Source organism: Pandoraea sp. E26, from assembly GCF_000681415.1.
Classification (GTDB): Bacteria; Pseudomonadota; Gammaproteobacteria; order Burkholderiales; family Burkholderiaceae; genus Pandoraea; species Pandoraea pnomenusa.
Genome location: NZ_AYXJ01000032.1, coordinates 142,354 through 158,429, shown reverse-complemented (window position 1 = coordinate 158,429; position 16,076 = coordinate 142,354). Strand labels below are relative to the sequence as shown.

Sequence of the window (16,076 nt, the reverse complement as noted above, 5' to 3'; positions counted from 1 at the left end):
AGTCGCATGAAAAAGGCCGGCTCGCGATCCGCGCAGCCGGCCAGGGACGCACCGAAGTCTATGGTACGTCAGACGCCTCGCCGTTATTCCACCGTCACCGACTTCGCCAGATTTCGCGGCTTGTCGACATCGGTACCGCGGGCGCAGGCGGTGTGATATGCCAGCAGTTGCAGCGGCACGACGTGCAGGATCGGCGACAGTTGGCCGTAATGCTCCGGCATGCGAATCACGTGGATGCCCTCGGCATTCGAGATCTCCGTATCGGCATCGGCGAAGACGTACAACTGACCGCCGCGCGCCCGCACTTCCTGCATGTTCGACTTCAGTTTTTCGACCAGTGCGTCTCGCGGAGCCACCGTCACCACCGGCATCTCCTCGGTCACCAGTGCCAGCGGCCCATGCTTCAACTCGCCCGCCGGATAGGCCTCGGCGTGGATGTACGAGATCTCCTTGAGCTTGAGCGCACCTTCGAGCGCGATCGGGTAATGCAGGCCGCGGCCGAGGAACAGCGCATTCTCGCGACGGGCAAATTCCTCCGCCCAGGCAATGATCTGCGGCTCCAGCGCCAGCACGCTGTGCAGCGCCGCCGGCAAGTGGCGCAACTGCGTCAGATAGTCGGCCTCCTGTGCCGCCGTCAGACGACCGCGCAGCTTCGCCAACGTCAGCGTGAGCAGGAACAGCGCCGTGAGCTGCGTCGTGAACGCCTTCGTCGACGCCACGCCGATTTCCGTGCCCGCGCGCGTGAGGTAATGCAGGGCCGTCTGGCGCACCATCGCGCTGGTGCCCACGTTGCAGATCGCCAGCGTATGCGTCATGCCCAGCGATTGCGCATGCTGCAGCGCCGCCATCGTGTCGGCCGTCTCACCCGACTGCGAAATCGTCACGACCAGCGTCTTCGGATTCGGCACGCTGTCGCGATAGCGATACTCGCTCGCCACTTCCACCTGCGTCGGAATCTGCGCCAAGGACTCCAACCAATATTTGGCGGTCATGCCCGAGTAGTAACTCGTGCCGCACGCCAGAATCAGGATCGAATCGACGTTGCTCAACACCTCCTGCGCCTTCTCGCCGAACAACGTCGGCGAAATGCCCTCGACGCCTTCCATCGTGTCGCCGATCGCGCGCGGCTGCTCGAAGATTTCCTTCTGCATGTAGTGGCGATACGGACCCAGCTCGACCGCGCCCGTATAAGCCTGCACCGTGCGCACTTCGCGCTCGACGGCCCCATCGTTGCGATCCACGATCTTCACGCCATCGAGCGTGAGTTCGACGATATCGCCCTCTTCCAGATAGATGAACTGGTCCGTCGTGCCCGCCAGCGCCAGTGCGTCCGAAGCCAGGAAGTTCTCGCCCTCGCCCACACCGACCACCAGCGGCGATCCGGCGCGCGCGCCCACCACCCGATGCGGCTCCTGCTTGCGGAACACCGCAATCGCGTAAGCGCCGTGCAAACGACGCGTCGCCAGACGCACCGCGTGGAACAGATCGCCCGCCGCGCCGTTCGACAGCAGGTGATGGATGAGGTGAGCGATGACCTCCGTGTCGGTCTGCGACACGAACGTGTAACCCAGGCCGCGCAGCTCGTCGCGCAGGCTCTCGTGATTCTCGATGATGCCGTTGTGCACCAGCGCCACTTCGTCGCGCGAGAAGATCGGATGCGCGTTGTCGGTGACCGGCGCGCCGTGCGTTGCCCAGCGCGTGTGCGCAATGCCGGTCTCGCCGGCCAGATGCGTCTGCGCAAGCTGCTCGTCGAGATCGGCCACACGCGATACGCTGCGCGCGCGCTGCGGTGCACCGTCCTTCAGGACCGCCACGCCGCACGAGTCATAGCCGCGGTACTCCAGCCGGCGCAGGCCCTCGACCAGTACCGGTACTACATTACGTCGCGCTACCGCGCCGACAATGCCGCACATATTCCTTCCCTTTACGCCAGAGGTCCTGGCTCTTTCGATCGGATTCGATCGGATTTGACTCGCCCGGCGTGCACCGTGCGCCCTGGCACACCGCACACCGGTCCATAACCGAGGATTTTACTGCTTCTGCTTGCGCGGGCGAACGTAACCGGTCTTCGCTTCCTGCGTCTTGCCGTTGAGCACCAGCGAGTCTTCCGGCGTGTCCTTCCAGACGGTCGTGCCCGCCGCGATGGTGGTCCCCCGACGGACCGTCACCGGCGCCACGAGTTGCGTGTCCGATCCGATGAACACATCGTCCTCAATGACCGTGCGGTGCTTGTTCGCACCGTCGTAGTTGCACGTAATGGTGCCCGCCCCGATATTCACGCGCGTGCCAACGGTCGAATCGCCCACGTAGGCCAGATGGTTCGCCTTCGAACCCTTGCCGAGCGACGCATTCTTCACTTCGACGAAATTGCCGATGTGCACTTCGTCGGCCAGGTCCGCCCCCGGACGCAGTCGCGCATAGGGGCCGATGTGCGCGTCGGCACCGACCACCGCGCCGTCGAGATGGCTGAACGCCTCGATATGCGTGCCGGCACCGATGACACTGTTGCGAATCACGCAGTTCGGGCCGATGGTCGCACCGTCGCCGATCGTCACCTTGCCTTCGAAGACGCAGTTCACGTCGATGGTGACATCGGTGCCGCACGCGACCTCACCGCGCATGTCGAAACGCGACGGGTCGATCAGGGTCACCCCCGCGGCAAGCAGGGCCCCGGCCGCATTACGCTGATAGTCGCGCTCCAGTTCGGCCAGTTGCGCCTTGTCGTTCACGCCGTTGGGCTCCCATGCGAACGCCGGCTGTGTGGTCACCACCGGCACGCCGTCGGCCACCGCACAGGCAATCACGTCCGTCAGGTAGTACTCGCCCTGCGCATTCTGGTTCTTCAGCCCGCCCAGCCAGCCCTTGAGCGCTCGCGTGGGCGCCACCACGATGCCGGTGTTGATTTCGCGAATGGCGAGTTCGGCCTCGTTGGCGTCTTTCTGCTCGACGATACGCAGCACGTTGCCCGCGCCGTCGCGCACGATACGGCCGTAGCCGGTCGGGTTGTCGAGGTCGACCGTCAGTACGCCCAGCTTGTCGCCCCCCGCCGCGTCGAGCAGTGCTTGCAGCGTTTCGGCGCGCGTGAGCGGCACGTCGCCATAGAGCACGAGCGTGGGCACCGATTCGTCGAGCAACGGTGCCGCCTGCTGAACGGCGTGACCCGTGCCCAGTTGCTGGGCCTGCTCGGCGAACAGCACGCCGTCGCCGGCCACGGCTTCGCGAACGGCCTCGCCACCATGCCCGATCACGACGATGAGCTTGCCCGGGGCGAGCGTGCGAGCGGTCGCAATCACGTGCGACAGGAGTGGCCGGCCGGCCAGGGGCTGCAATACCTTGGGCAGCTTCGAGCGCATGCGCTTACCCATGCCGGCGGCGAGAATCACAATATTCATGGCGTCGTGACGATCAGAAAGTGAAATGCGGGTGTCGGAATTGGGCGGCACCGGGAAATCCGGCGGGCCGCGTCGTGTCGTGTCATATGCCGCGTCGGTCGATGCGCCGCGGCCGGCCACAAAACCGGCCGCGCGCCGCCCGTACGCGGCCAGTCAATCGTCGAACTGCGCGATACGGATGATGCCGGCGTCGCTCTCGTCGCCGCACGGCGCCTCATCGAACGCAATGTCGCCGAGCGGGTCGGGCTGGCCCGTGGCGCGCAGGTTCTTGAAGTCGTGAAGATTCGTGTCCATCAAATGCGACGGAATCACGTTCGACAGCGCACTGAAGATCGATTTGATGCGCCCCGGATGCTGCTTCTCCCACTGGCGAATCAGCGTCTTCATCTCGGCGCGCTTCAGGTTCGGCTGGCTGCCGCAAAGCGTGCACGGAATGATCGGGAACTGCTTGTATTCGGCGTAGCGCTCCAGGTCCATTTCGCGCACATACGCGAGCGGCCGGATCACCACGTTCTTGCCGTCGTCCGACTGAAGCTTGGGCGGCATGCCCTTGAGCTTGCCCCCGTAGAACAGGTTCAGGAAAACCGTCTCGATGATGTCGTCGCGATGATGGCCGAGCGCGATCTTGGTCGCGCCCAGCTCGCCCGCCACGCGGTACAGAATGCCGCGACGCAGACGCGAACACAGCGAACACGTTGTCTTGCCCTCGGGCACCACGCGCTTGACGATCGAATACGTGTCCTGATTCTCGATGTGGAAATCCACGCCGATCGCGCGGAAGTAATCCGGCAGCACATGCTCGGGAAAGCCGGGCTGCTTCTGATCGAGATTGACCGCGACGATCGAGAAATCGATCGGGGCGCGCTCGCGCAGCTTGAGCAGAATGTCGAGCATGGCGTAGCTGTCCTTGCCACCGGACATGCACACCATCACGCGATCGCCGTGCTCGATCATGTTGTAGTCGCCGATGGCCTGCCCCGTCAGACGGAACAGGCGCTTTTCGAGCTTGTTGTTTTCAAACGCGAGCTTCTGCGCTTTCTTCACGCTGTCGGCGGCAACGCCGCCGGTCGCGGCCAGCGGCGCACCGGTCTCGGGCATCACGGCACTCATGTCAGGCATCCTTCATCTTGAACACTTCGATGCCCACCGAGTGGCAATCGGGATAAACGTCGGGCTTCTCGGTCGACACGCCCACGGCTCGCACGCGCGGATGTGCCAGCAGCGCAGCCGCAACGTCGTCGCAGAGCGTTTCCTGCAAGTGGATGTGGCCCTGCCCCACGCGCCTGGCGATGGTCTCGCGCATGAAGTCGTAGTCCACCACTTCTTCAAGTTTGTCCGCCACCGGCGTGCTGTCCGAGAGCGGCACGAAGAGCTGCACGTTGATCAGCACGCGCTGTTCGCCACGCTTTTCATAATCGTGCACGCCGATGTTGATGAACACTTCGTAGTCGCGCAGGAACATGCGACGGCAGTCCATCAGGCGAGGGTGGGAGAGAGCGCTATGCATTTTGAAAGCTCGTAATGACAATCAACGAGACCGGTCGGCGTCGGCCGGCTCGGTCAGAAATTTCACGTCGCGCGATGAACTCGCGAGGTGTTGCCCACCGTCGACATAAAGCACCGTGCCGGTCACGGCAGGCGCTTCGGCCAGATAGGCCACGGCCTGTGCGATGTCGTCGGGCGTCGACGAGGCACCCAGCGGCGTGGATGCGTGCGCGGCCGCAAACCCCGCGGGCGTCTGGTCGACGGACAGCAACGTCACCCCCGGGGCCACGCCGACCACGCGCAGCCGCGGCGCAAAGGCTTGAGCCAGCAAGGTCGTCGCCACATCCAGCGCCGCCTTGGACAACGTGTACGACAGGTAATCAGGGTTCGGATTCGCCAGCTTCTGATCGAGCAGATTGACGACGACACCGCGCCCCGCCTCGCCCAGCGCCGCGTACATCTCGCGCGCCAGCACGAGCGGCGCCCCCGCGTTCACGCGCATGTGACGCTCGAGCGCCCGGTAGCCGAAATCGCTCGCGCTATCGTACTCGAAGCGCGACGCGTTATTGACCAGACAGCGGGGTACCCCCAGCGCGTCAGCGCATTGGGCGACCAGTCCGGCCGTGGCCGCTTCGTCGGCCAGTGACGCTTGCAGCGCCACCGCGCGGCGTCCCAGCGACTCGATGGCCGCCACGGTCTCGAGCGCCTCGTCGTGCGAGCGCTCATAATGCACGGCCACATCCCAGCCCGCGCCGGCCAGGCGCAGTGCGATCGCGCGCCCGATGCGGCGCGCGCCGCCCGTCACCAACGCCACGCGCGACACGACGGGCGTGGCGGCGAGGTCACGGGCGGGCGTGGAGCGTGGCGTCGATGCAACGGTCATGCGGCGAATTCCTGTCTATGAACGAGTGAGTGGGCGTCGTCGATGCGGCGATTCGCTCGCGCCCATGCGACACGTCGGACGATGCGCGTGCTGCCAAGGGAATGCCAACGGCGGTCGGGGGCGGCAAAAATTGGCGAATTACACGCAAAAAACAGCCAAAATTCGACGAAAACCCTCTCGAATCAAGGCGATTCCGAGCTTCTGCGGTCCTTATCGGCGAAAGCAGCCAGCCGGCACCGTCTCCGTTACAATGCCCGCATGAATCAGGCCGCACCGAAACCCCATAGTTTACCTGTTCCGGAGGCAGACGCGCTCGAACACTCGCGTCGCCTCACGGCTTACCTCGCCGATGCCATCGACGCCGCCGGCGGCTGGTTGCCGTTCGATCGCTTCATGGAACTGGCTCTCTACGCGCCGGGCCTCGGCTATTACGCCGCCGGCGCCGCGAAATTCGGCCGGCTCGCTGCCGACGGCAGCGACTTCGTCACCGCGCCGGAACTCACCCCGCTGTTCGCCGGCACGCTGGCGCGCCAGCTCGGCGAGATCTTCGAACAGACGGGCGACGCCAGCGTGCTGGAATTCGGCGCCGGATCCGGACGCCTCGCAGCCGACCTGTTGCTCGCACTCGAGGCACAGGGCACGCCGTGCGAACACTACTCGATCATGGAACTGTCCGGCGAATTGCGCGCCCGCCAGCGAGACACCATCGCCGGCGCGGCGCCGCATCTGCTCGATCGCGTCACCTGGCTCGATCGTCTGCCCGACGCCTTCCACGGCGTGATGCTCGGCAACGAGGTGCTCGACGCCATGCCCGTACGTCTGTGGGCGAGGCGTCCGGACGAGACGGGGCACCCCGCCTGGTTCGAGCGCGGCGTCGTGCGAACCGCCAGCGGCTTCGCGTGGGAAGCCCGCCGCCATGCCGGCCCGCTGCCCGAGGCTCCGGCGTCGCTCGACAGCCTGCCGCCGATGCAGGAATACCTGACCGAAACGCACGAAGCCGGCGCGGCCTTCGTGCGCAGCGTGGCGCCGCTGCTGGCGCGCGGTGTGCTGCTGCTCATCGACTACGGTTTCCCAGCGCGCGAGTACTATCACCCGCAGCGCGCCCACGGCACGCTGATGTGCCATTACCGCCATCACGCCCACGACGATCCGTTCTATTATCCGGGCCTGCAGGACATCACGGCTCACGTCGAGTTCTCGGGCATCGCCGATGCGGGCGTCGAGGCCGGCCTCGATCTGCTCGGCTTCACGTCGCAGGCGCGATTCCTGATGAACGCGGGCATCGTCGATCTCATGAGCGCGCTCGATCCGACCGATCCGAAAACCTTCCTGCCGGCAACGTCCGCCGCGCAGAAGCTGCTCTCGGAAGCGGAAATGGGCGAGCTCTTCAAGGTGATCGCCTTCGGACGCGGCATGGACGAGTGGGCCGGACTGCTCGGCTTCGCCACCGGCGACCGCAGCCACGCGCTCTGACCCCGCCGCCTCACGCCTTCCGCCCACCCACCCTGCCCCGAGGCCCCATGCCGATGTTTCGCTGGATGTTGACGATCTTCTTTGCGATCTGCATCCTCTCCGCGGCCTCCCCGTGGCTCGCCAAGCTCGGCATCGGTCGCCTGCCCGGCGATCTGCGCCTGCGCTGGCGCGGACGCGAGATGGTGTTTCCCTTCGCATCGACGGTCGTGCTCTCGCTCGTCTTCAACCTGCTGATCCGCTTGCTGTAACGCTTTGCGGTAATGCCCCGGGGCAGCCCGCAACACCTGTTGCATCCCGCGCCCGCCCCCTCCACGGACCGGCCTGACCGCCGCGCCCACCTCCGAATCGCCATCCAGCGCCGGCCGGCAGGCCATCGCGCGTCGTTGAACGCGACGTGTCGACAACGTCCCTGCAAGCGCTAGGGTTAACAATGATTTGATCGTTTGTTGCAAAAAAATTAATATGAAACAAATGATTCAATCGTGGATCAGGGTGAGACCATTTCAGGAGCAGGACATGATGAAGATGCGATTGACCGGGGGAGCGTTGGGTGCGGTGCTGGGCGTGACGATGTATGTCGCGGCGGGCGTGGCGCAGGCCCAGCCCGCATCGGAGACCTTGCAGAAGATCGAGAGCAGCGGAGTGATCTCGATCGGCCATCGCGAATCGTCGATTCCGTTCTCGTACTACGACAACAATCACAACGTCATCGGCTATTCGCAGGACCTTTGCAACAAGATCGTCGAGGTGGTGAAGACGCGTCTGAAGAAGCCCGACCTGCAAGTGCGCTTCATTCCCGTGACGTCCCAGAACCGCATCGCGCTCGTGCAGAACGGCACGGTGGACATCGAGTGCGGCGTGACGACGAACCTCAAGTCGCGTCAGGCGCAGGTGAATTTCTCGAACACGTTCTTCGTCGCGGGTACGCGCCTGCTGGTGAACAAGCAGTCCGGCATCAAAGACTTCCCGGATCTGGCGGGCAAGCCGGTGGTCACCAATGCGGGCACGACGTCGGAGCGCATCCTCAACAAGATGAACAACGACAAGAAGATGAACATGAGCGTCATCTCGGGCAAGGACTACGGCGAGTCGTTCACCATGCTCCAGGGCGGTCGTGTGCAGGCGTTCATGATGGACGACGTGCTGCTCGCCGGCGCGCGCACCATGGGCCGCAATCCTGACGACTGGGTCGTCACGGGCACGCCGCAGTCGTTCGAGGCCTACGGCTTCATGATGAAGCACGGCGACACCGAGTTCAAAAAGCTCGTCGACGACACGCTCGCCGGCGTGATGAAGAGCGGCGAAATCAACGCGATGTACAAGAAGTGGTTCGAATCGCCGGTGCCGCCGAAGCACATCAACTTCAACTTCCCGATGAGCGAGCAACTCAAGCAGCTCTACGCAAACCCGAACGACAAGGCGTTCGATTAAGCCGCCGGGGGCGGAAGCCGTTCCATGACGCATGAAGCAGGCCGCCCCATGGGCGGCCTTTGCGTCGATCGGGAGCGCCGCGCCGCGGCGCGGGAATTCACGCCGTCGGCGCGTGAAAGCCCGCCGCCTCGACGGCCTCGATGCGCGCCGCCTGCACCGCGTCGCGAATCTTCTGCGGATGATCGGCATACTGACGCGCCACGGCGCCCGCATCGATGCCACGCGCCGCAGCCAACGCCCCCATCAAACGCTCGCGCTGCGGATACGGCGCACCGGCGAAATCTCCCCCACGCCCCCGCGCATCGGCTTCGCAGGCCTGCAACACTTCCACGAAGCGCTCGGGCTTGCGAAGCGCATCGCAACGTTCCAGCAGACGCACCAGCGCCGCAGCACCGAACTTCTGACTGGCGTGGATGTTGCCATGCTCGCGGGCCACGACCTGCGCCAGCTCGCGGCACTCGACCGGCACGCGCAAGCGCGCGCACAGCGGGCCGAGCAGACCGACACCGCGCCCCTCGTGGCCGAGGTGGCGCGGCAGCACGTCCTCGGGTGTCGTGCCCTTGCCGAGATCATGGGTGAGCGCCGCGAAGCGCACCGGCAGCGAATAACCCTGCGACGCCGCGTAGTCGAGCACCATCATCACGTGAACGCCGGTGTCGACTTCGGGATGATAATCGGCGCGCTGCGGCACGCCCCACAACTGGTCCACTTCCGGCAGGATGCGCGCAAGCGCGCCGGTCCGGCGCAACACGTCGAACATGCGCGACGGCCGTTGCTCCATCAGGCCGCGCGAGAGTTCCTGCCACACCCGTTCGGCGACCAGCGCGTCGACCTCGCCGTCGGCGGTCATGCGGCGCATCAGCGCCAGCGTCTCGTCCGCCACCGTGAAGTCGGTGAAGCGTGCCGCGAAACGCGCGCAGCGCAGAATTCGCACCGGGTCTTCCGCGAAGGCCTCGCCGACATGGCGAAACTGTCGCGCGTCGAGATCACGCTTGCCGCCATAGGGGTCGATCAGCACGTCGGACAGACCGCCGTCGGGCAACACCTCGCGGGCCATCGCGTTGATGGTGAAATCGCGCCGCACCAGGTCTTCCTCCAGCGTGACCTCCGGCGCGAAGTAGAACGAGAAGCCGTGATAGCCGCGAGCGGTCTTGCGTTCGGTGCGCGCCAGCGCGTATTCGGCATGCGTGTGCGGATGCAGGAACACCGGAAAGTCGCGACCGACCGGCTTGAAACCCTGGCGCACCATCTCCTCGGGGGTGGCGCCGACCACGACGTAGTCGCGGTCCTTGACGGGCAACCCCAGCATGGCGTCGCGAATCGCGCCGCCCACAGCATAAATCTTCATGGACGCACTTCGTAGAAAGTCACGGTCTGCGTCTCGGCCCGTCCGGCCGCCACCCATGCCTGCACCGCCGCCACCTCGCGAACGCGATCGGCATACGCCTGCGCGTGCGCCGAGAGCTTGGGTTCGAACGTCGCAAAGCGCATCACGACGGGCGCATAGAACGCGTCGGCGATCGAGAAATCGCCGAACAGGAACGGCCCCTGATAGCGCGCCAGGCAGTCTTCCCAGATGGCCTCCACGCGACGAATGTCGGCAAGTGCCTCGGGCGTGGCGCCGGCCCCCGGCCAATGTGCCGCCACGTTCATCCACATGTTCGTGCGCAGCGCGGTAAAGCCACTGTGCATCTCGGCACACACGCTGCGCGCATGCGCGCGGGCTTCGCGGGACTTCGGCCAGAGCGGCAGGTGAGGGTAGCTTTCGGCGAGGTATTCGCAAATGGCCAGCGAGTCCCACACCGTGATCCCGTTGTCGATGAGACACGGCACCTTGCCCGTGGGCGAGTAACGCAGAATCTGCTCGCGCGAGTCCGGCTGTGCAAGCCACACGTTGCGCTCTTCGAACGCGATGTCGAAATGCTTGAGCAGCACCCACGGCCGCATGGACCACGACGAATAACGCTTGTTGGCGACGATCAGTTGCATGAGAACCTTCCTTGCGCGGGCCGCACAGGCCCGCTTCGATTGGCACGTGGCAGGCGTCAGCGCCCGGCGTAACGCCGGTAATCGGACAGACGCCGTTCCCAGTTGTCGCCGTCGAGGTAATCGACAGCGATTTCCAGGCCGTTCGGCGTGAGCCCCAGTTCGGGCGCGAGCGGTCCGGTCATGACGTTGTCGACACGCATCGAGTCGAGATTGTCGCGCGTGATGATCGGCTCGCCCGGCAGCCTTTCGAAAAACGCCGCCTGAAGCCGCGCGGCGCCGTCCGGCAGCGGCACCACCGGCCGCTCGCAGCCGCATGCCGCACCGGCGAAACGCACGAGCGCTTCGAGCGTGTAGATGTCCGGCCCGCCGAGTTCATAGGTCTTGCCGACGGTGGCGTCGTTGTCGATGGCTTCGGCGAACGCTTGTGCGACATCCATCACGAAGACCGGCTGGAAGCGCGCGTGCGCACAGGCAAGCGGCACAATCGGCAGGCGACGTTGCAGCTTCGCGAAGGTATTCAGGAAATGGTCGCCCGGACCGAACACGACCGAGGGACGGAAGATCGTGGCGGCAATCCCGGTCGAGCGAATCGCCGTCTCGCCATCGCCCTTGGAGCGCAGATACATGCTCGGGCCGTTGGCGTCGGCGCCCAGCGCGCTCATGTGGATGAGGCGCCCGATGCCCCGGTCGCTGCAAGCCTGCGCGATCTTGCGCGGCAGCTCCACGTGTGCGCGGGCGAAAGCGCGGCCATAGGGCGTGCCACGCTCGCCATGCAGAATGCCTACGAGGTTGATCACGACGTCGCTGCCCGCGATCACGCGCTCCAACGCCCGCGGGTCGTGCACGTCGCACTCGACAAGCTCGACGCCAGGCAGCACCCCAAGGGCCTTGGACGCTTCGACCCGACGCGTGGGCAGCCGCACGGCATGCCCCATCGTCACCAGCCGGGCCACCAGATGGCCACCGATGAATCCGGTGCCACCGACGACACAAACGTTATAGCGCATGCGCCACCTCCGTTTCATGACATCGGGCGCGTAAGCCCTGTCCCCGGTATTTCACTGGGGCAGGATGACGCCAAGCCGCTCCTTGAGCGATTGCGGACGCCCCGTGATGAGCGCCGAGTAATACGTGGTGTTGGACAACACGTTCTCGACGTAGGTACGCGTCTCGTTGAACGGAATCGTCTCCGCGAAGATCGCGCCCTCGACCGGACGATCGAGCGTGGAACGCCACGTGCGCGGGCGTCCCGGTCCGGCGTTGTAGCCGGCCGATGCGAGCACGGCCGAGCCGTCGAACTTGTTGTAGATGTCCGAGAGATAGCTCGTGCCCAGCCGGATATTGGTGTCGATGTCGTGCATCATGCCCGGCGTGTAATCCATGCCGATCTGGCGGGCCACCATCTTCGCGGTCGCGGGCATGATCTGCATCAGACCGCCGGCGCCTGCCGACGAGCGTGCATTGATGATGAAGCGCGACTCCTGGCGAATCAGGCCGTAGGCCCACGCCTCATCGAGATCGACGGCAGCGGCCAGCGGCTCGACCTTGGCACGGAACGGCATCAGGTAGCGCAACGTGAAATCGTGCTCCACCTTCGTGCGATCGGCCGTGTTGACGGCGCGGTCGAACAACTCGATGTTGTTGGCGTACTGCGCGGCGGCGAGCAACTGGCGGTCGGTCATGTTGCGCAACTCCCAGTTCCACTCGCGATTGCCTTCGAAGCGCAGGCCGAGGTCGTAGAACTTGGCGGCGCGGATGAAGCCGGGGTTCGAGCGGTTGGCGTCGATTTCCGCCCTGGTGACGGAAGTGCGCGGCGGCAACGCGGTCTTGTTGCCCAGTTCCTCGTTCGCCAGTTGACCGTAGAAATTCGGTTGCATGGCGATCTTCTGGAATTGCGCACGTGCGGCGTCGCCCTGGCCGGCTTCGCGCAGCGCTCGGCCGTACCAGTAGGTCCACACGCCGTCGTCGCGCAGCGATGCGGGCATGGCCTCGATGCCCGAGCGAACGAGGTTCCAGTCGCCGGCGCGCAGCGCGGCGCGGATCTTCCATTCCTGCGCGGTATTGGAGAGCTTGGCCGATCCGGCCTGGCGGTACCAGTTGATCGCCATCGGATTCTGCGACAGCGCCCCGCGCATGCCGATCGCCCCCCACCCGATGGCACGCTCGTCGGCCGACAGGTTGCCGGCGATGCCGGAGAAGCTGCTGGCGGCGAGCATGGCATCGGAGCGCGCCATGCGCACCGTGGCGAGCAGCGCCAGCTGTCGCGAGGTTTCCGTGCCGTCGATGCCGCGCGCGAGGATCTGCGCCGGGCGCGTGGCCGCCATGTCGAGCAGCGTGTCGTCCGGGCGTGTGGCGCCAAGGGCGTCGGCGATCTGCTTGCCCAGCGACGTATAGTTTTCCTCGTACGCCAGACGGATCTGATGCCAGACTTCCTTGCGCGGCAACTGACCGCTCGCGGCGAGCGTGTTGATCATGTCGACGCAACCCTCGCCGTAGTGCTTCGGCGTGGTCAGCAGATCCATGGCGGCCTGCGTGACATTCTCGCCTCGCGACGCCCGCGACATGAGCGCGTAGCACTTGACCTGCGTGTCGTCGTCGAGCACGAATTTTGGATACTCGGCGTCGAACGTCTGCCAGTCGTGACGCTTGCCGAGCACCAGCAGCCAGTCGTTGCGCATGCGATCGGCGATGGCCTGACCGTCGTACGTGCGCAGGAAGGCCCGGACTTCGTCGTCCGGCGCATCGATGAGCGCCTTGCCCGACCGGTCGAACATGCGCGGCTTGATCTGGAAGTACTGGACGTACGACGGCACGTCGTAGTCGGTGAGCATGGCGGCAAGCGCGGTGGCGCGTGGCGCGTCGTTGCTGCGGGCGGCCTCACGCAGTTGCACGAAGATGTCGTCCGGCGACCGCTGGGACAGGGTATCGGCCGAGGGCGCCGAGCGGCCGGCTGCCGCATGCGCCTTGGGACGTCCAGTCGCCTCGGTCGTGCTGCAGGCGACGAGCGCGGCTGCGGTCAGGACAAGCGCGGCGGCGCGATATACTCGGGTCAAACGTTCGGACATCTTCGTGGAGCGTCGGGTAAAAAGTGGATTCAAGCATAGCACGGGACCCCGCCCAAACGGCGGCCCAGACGTCTGAAAACGGGGCACCGGCAGGCGCCGCGAAGGCCGCGCTGCGCAAGGCGCTGCTCGCGGCGCGCAGCACGCTCGCCGGACGCGCCGCGCGCGACGCCGCGCTCGCCGCCCGGCTTGCCGCCGAGTTGCGCGCCAGGGCGCCGCGCTGTGTCGGGTTCTATTGGCCGATCCGGGCCGAATTCGACGCCCGCGACGTTGTCTCGGCCTGGCTCGCGCAGGCGCCGGCAGCCTCGCTGGCCGCCCTGCCGATCGTGACCGCACCGTCGGCGCCGCTCGTCTTCCATCGCTGGACCCCCGACACGCCCATGACCGAGGGGCGCTACGGGATTGCGGTGCCGCGCGACACCGAGGTCGTCGTGCCCGACCTGCTGCTCGTGCCATGCGTGGGCTTCACGCGCAGCGGCCTGCGGCTTGGCTACGGCGGCGGCTTTTACGACCGCACGCTGCATTCGCTCGTCCCCGCACCCCACACGCTGGGCATTGCCTACGACGCCCTGGAGATCGAGCGACTCGATGCCGAAGCGCATGATCTGGCGCTCGACGCGATCGTCACGGAATCGGCCATTTACCCGCGCTCCGGCGACCCTTCCCGCTAATTCATGACAACGCTCAAGATCCTGCCGGTCGGCGACAGTGCCCTGGTGTGCGAGGCAGGTACCACGCCCACGCTCGCCACGCAACGCCGCGTCTGGCATGTGGCGGCCCTCGCACGCGACTGGCCCGACGTGCGCGAAGTCGTGCCGGGCATGAACAACCTCACACTGCTGTTCGACCCGCTCGCCACCGATATCGACGGCCTTGCCGAGCGGCTGCGCGACGCCTGGCAAACACAGCCGGCGGCCGGGGAAGTCGGGCGCGACATCGAGATCCCCGTGCATTACGGCGGGCAACACGGCCCGGACCTGTCCGACGTCGCCAGGCACGCACGCCTGCAACCGAAGACGGTGGTGCAGCGTCACACGGCCCCGGAATACATCGTCTACTTCCTGGGTTTCCAACCCGGCTTCGCTTACCTCGGGGGGCTGGACGAGTCGATTGCCACGCCGCGCCGCGCCGAGCCGCGGCTGTCGGTGCCGGCCGGCGCCGTCGGCATCGGCGGCAATCAGACCGGCGTGTACCCGCTTACCTCGCCCGGGGGCTGGCAGATCATCGGCCATACCGAGCGCGCCCTGTTCGACCCTGCCGCATCGCCGCCCGCCCTGCTGGCGCCGGGCGATCGCGTGCGCTTCACCATCGCGAGTCTCGACCTGTGATCGATATCCATCGTGCCGGCCTGCTCACCACGGTTCAGGATCTGGGCCGTACCGGAATGCGTGCGTTCGGCGTGGCCGGCGGCGGCGCCGTCGATCCGCTGGCCTGCGCCGTGGCCAACCGCCTCGTCGGCAATCCGCTGAACGCCGCCACGCTCGAAATCACCATGGGCGCGTGTGTGCTGCGCTTCACGTCCGCCACCCTCGTGTCATTGACCGGCGCCGACTGCCATGCGGATCTTGACGGCACGCCCGTGTGGTCATGGTGGCGCTTCCCCGTCTCACGCGGACAGACGCTCACGCTGCGCCCGTCGCGCGTCGGCATGCGCACCTATCTCGCGGTGGCCGGTGGCATCGACGTGCCCGAGACGCTTGGCTCGCGCAGCACCGATCTGGCCGCGGGCTTCGGCGGCTTCGCGGGCCGCGCGTTGCGCGACGGCGACCGTATCGCCATCGCGCATCCGGGCGCCGCCGCCCGCCACGCCGCGCCGTTGGGTGTGCGCCCACCCTTGTGGCTGTCGGACCCGCTGGTGCAGCGCGTGCGCGTGCTGCCCGGCCCGGAATACGACGACTTCACCGCCGCCGCGCAAAAGCACTTTTGGGAGAATCCGTGGCAGGTCACGCCCAACAGCAACCGCATGGGCTACCGCCTGTCGGGGCCGGAGCCTCTCGCGCGCAAGAAGAACCGCAGCCAGGACCTGCTCTCTCACGGCGTGCTGCCGGGCGTGATCCAGGTGCCGCCGTCGGGCCAGCCGATCATCCTGCTGGCGGACGCGCAGACCACCGGCGGCTACCCGAAGATCGGCACGGTGATCAGCGCCGATCTGTGGCGGCTCGGCCAGGCGCGGCTCGGCAGTACGCTGTATTTTTCCGAGTGCAGCGCCGCCGAGGCGCGCGAAGCATGGCGAGAACAGCTGCGCTATCTTGCCCAGATCGAGCGCGCGCTCGCGTGGCACGACAGCGGCGTGCTCGCGACGCCGCGCGTGGCGGCCATCACACGCAAGCGCTGAAGCGCGTCATTCGCAGGGGCACGCCG

General features: G+C 66.2%; 15 protein-coding genes. 6 read left to right on the top strand and 9 right to left on the bottom strand.

Annotation, left to right across the window (positions count from 1 at the left end; translation table 11 throughout):
* Positions 1-83 precede the first annotated feature (83 nt).
* The 5 genes from glmS to W930_RS0120800 all read right to left on the bottom strand — a co-directional run bounded on the left by glmS (position 84) and on the right by W930_RS0120800 (position 5,760).
* Positions 84-1,913: a glutamine--fructose-6-phosphate transaminase (isomerizing) gene (gene glmS, locus W930_RS0120820; RefSeq protein WP_023597988.1), complete on the bottom strand. Its 1,830-nt coding sequence runs from the start codon at positions 1,911-1,913 to the stop codon at positions 84-86.
* A gap of 117 nt (positions 1,914-2,030) precedes the next feature.
* On the bottom strand, positions 2,031-3,392 hold the full coding sequence (gene glmU, locus W930_RS0120815) for a bifunctional UDP-N-acetylglucosamine diphosphorylase/glucosamine-1-phosphate N-acetyltransferase GlmU (RefSeq protein ID WP_023597989.1): 1,362 nt from the start codon (positions 3,390-3,392) through the stop codon (positions 2,031-2,033).
* Positions 3,393-3,545: 153 nt separating this feature from the next.
* The gene (ttcA, locus tag W930_RS0120810; protein ID WP_115344608.1) at positions 3,546-4,490 is read right to left on the bottom strand and encodes a tRNA 2-thiocytidine(32) synthetase TtcA; all 945 of its coding nucleotides are present in this window, start codon (positions 4,488-4,490) and stop codon (positions 3,546-3,548) included.
* 13 nt (positions 4,491-4,503) lie between these two features.
* Entirely contained in the window at positions 4,504-4,899 is a 396-nt protein-coding gene (locus W930_RS0120805) for a dihydroneopterin aldolase (protein ID WP_023597991.1), read from the bottom strand.
* A gap of 21 nt (positions 4,900-4,920) precedes the next feature.
* On the bottom strand, positions 4,921-5,760 hold the full coding sequence (locus W930_RS0120800) for an SDR family oxidoreductase (protein ID WP_023597992.1): 840 nt from the start codon (positions 5,758-5,760) through the stop codon (positions 4,921-4,923).
* Between the two features lie 258 nt (positions 5,761-6,018).
* On the opposite strand from W930_RS0120800, the gene W930_RS0120795 reads away from it, so the two are divergent.
* The 3 genes from W930_RS0120795 (at position 6,019) to W930_RS0120785 (ending at position 8,664) form a co-directional block, all read left to right on the top strand.
* Positions 6,019-7,233: a class I SAM-dependent methyltransferase gene (locus W930_RS0120795; protein WP_023872839.1), complete on the top strand. Its 1,215-nt coding sequence runs from the start codon at positions 6,019-6,021 to the stop codon at positions 7,231-7,233.
* Positions 7,234-7,286: 53 nt separating this feature from the next.
* Positions 7,287-7,481: a DUF2905 domain-containing protein gene (locus tag W930_RS0120790; RefSeq protein WP_023872838.1), complete on the top strand. Its 195-nt coding sequence runs from the start codon at positions 7,287-7,289 to the stop codon at positions 7,479-7,481.
* 277 nt (positions 7,482-7,758) lie between these two features.
* Positions 7,759-8,664 (top strand): glutamate/aspartate ABC transporter substrate-binding protein, encoded by a 906-nt coding sequence (locus W930_RS0120785; protein ID WP_023872836.1) that lies wholly within the window; start codon positions 7,759-7,761, stop codon positions 8,662-8,664.
* A gap of 97 nt (positions 8,665-8,761) precedes the next feature.
* On the opposite strand, the gene W930_RS0120780 is transcribed toward W930_RS0120785, so the two are convergent.
* The 4 genes from W930_RS0120780 to W930_RS0120765 are packed head-to-tail and all read right to left on the bottom strand — an operon-like array spanning position 8,762 to position 13,718.
* Complete coding sequence (locus W930_RS0120780; protein ID WP_023872835.1) at positions 8,762-10,012, bottom strand: multifunctional CCA addition/repair protein; 1,251 nt, start codon at positions 10,010-10,012, stop codon at positions 8,762-8,764.
* Positions 10,009-10,653 (bottom strand): glutathione S-transferase family protein, encoded by a 645-nt coding sequence (locus W930_RS0120775; protein ID WP_023597997.1) that lies wholly within the window; start codon positions 10,651-10,653, stop codon positions 10,009-10,011. Before W930_RS0120775 ends, W930_RS0120780 begins: the two co-directional genes overlap by 4 nt.
* Before the next feature lie 56 nt (positions 10,654-10,709).
* Positions 10,710-11,660, bottom strand: a complete 951-nt coding sequence (locus tag W930_RS0120770; protein ID WP_023597998.1) for a complex I NDUFA9 subunit family protein — start codon at positions 11,658-11,660, stop codon at positions 10,710-10,712.
* 51 nt (positions 11,661-11,711) lie between these two features.
* On the bottom strand, positions 11,712-13,718 hold the full coding sequence (locus tag W930_RS0120765) for a lytic transglycosylase domain-containing protein (RefSeq protein ID WP_023597999.1): 2,007 nt from the start codon (positions 13,716-13,718) through the stop codon (positions 11,712-11,714).
* Positions 13,719-13,828: 110 nt separating this feature from the next.
* Between W930_RS0120765 and W930_RS0120760 the strand changes: the two genes are divergently transcribed.
* The 3 genes from W930_RS0120760 to W930_RS0120750 are packed head-to-tail and all read left to right on the top strand — an operon-like array spanning position 13,829 to position 16,050.
* Positions 13,829-14,386, top strand: coding sequence for a 5-formyltetrahydrofolate cyclo-ligase (locus tag W930_RS0120760; RefSeq protein WP_028731281.1), 558 nt, complete (start codon positions 13,829-13,831; stop codon positions 14,384-14,386).
* 3 nt (positions 14,387-14,389) lie between these two features.
* Complete coding sequence (gene pxpB, locus W930_RS0120755) at positions 14,390-15,043, top strand: 5-oxoprolinase subunit PxpB (RefSeq protein WP_023872833.1); 654 nt, start codon at positions 14,390-14,392, stop codon at positions 15,041-15,043.
* Positions 15,040-16,050 (top strand): biotin-dependent carboxyltransferase family protein, encoded by a 1,011-nt coding sequence (locus W930_RS0120750; protein ID WP_023598002.1) that lies wholly within the window; start codon positions 15,040-15,042, stop codon positions 16,048-16,050. The genes pxpB and W930_RS0120750 overlap by 4 nt, the downstream gene beginning before the upstream one ends.
* Positions 16,051-16,076: the final 26 nt, after the last annotated feature.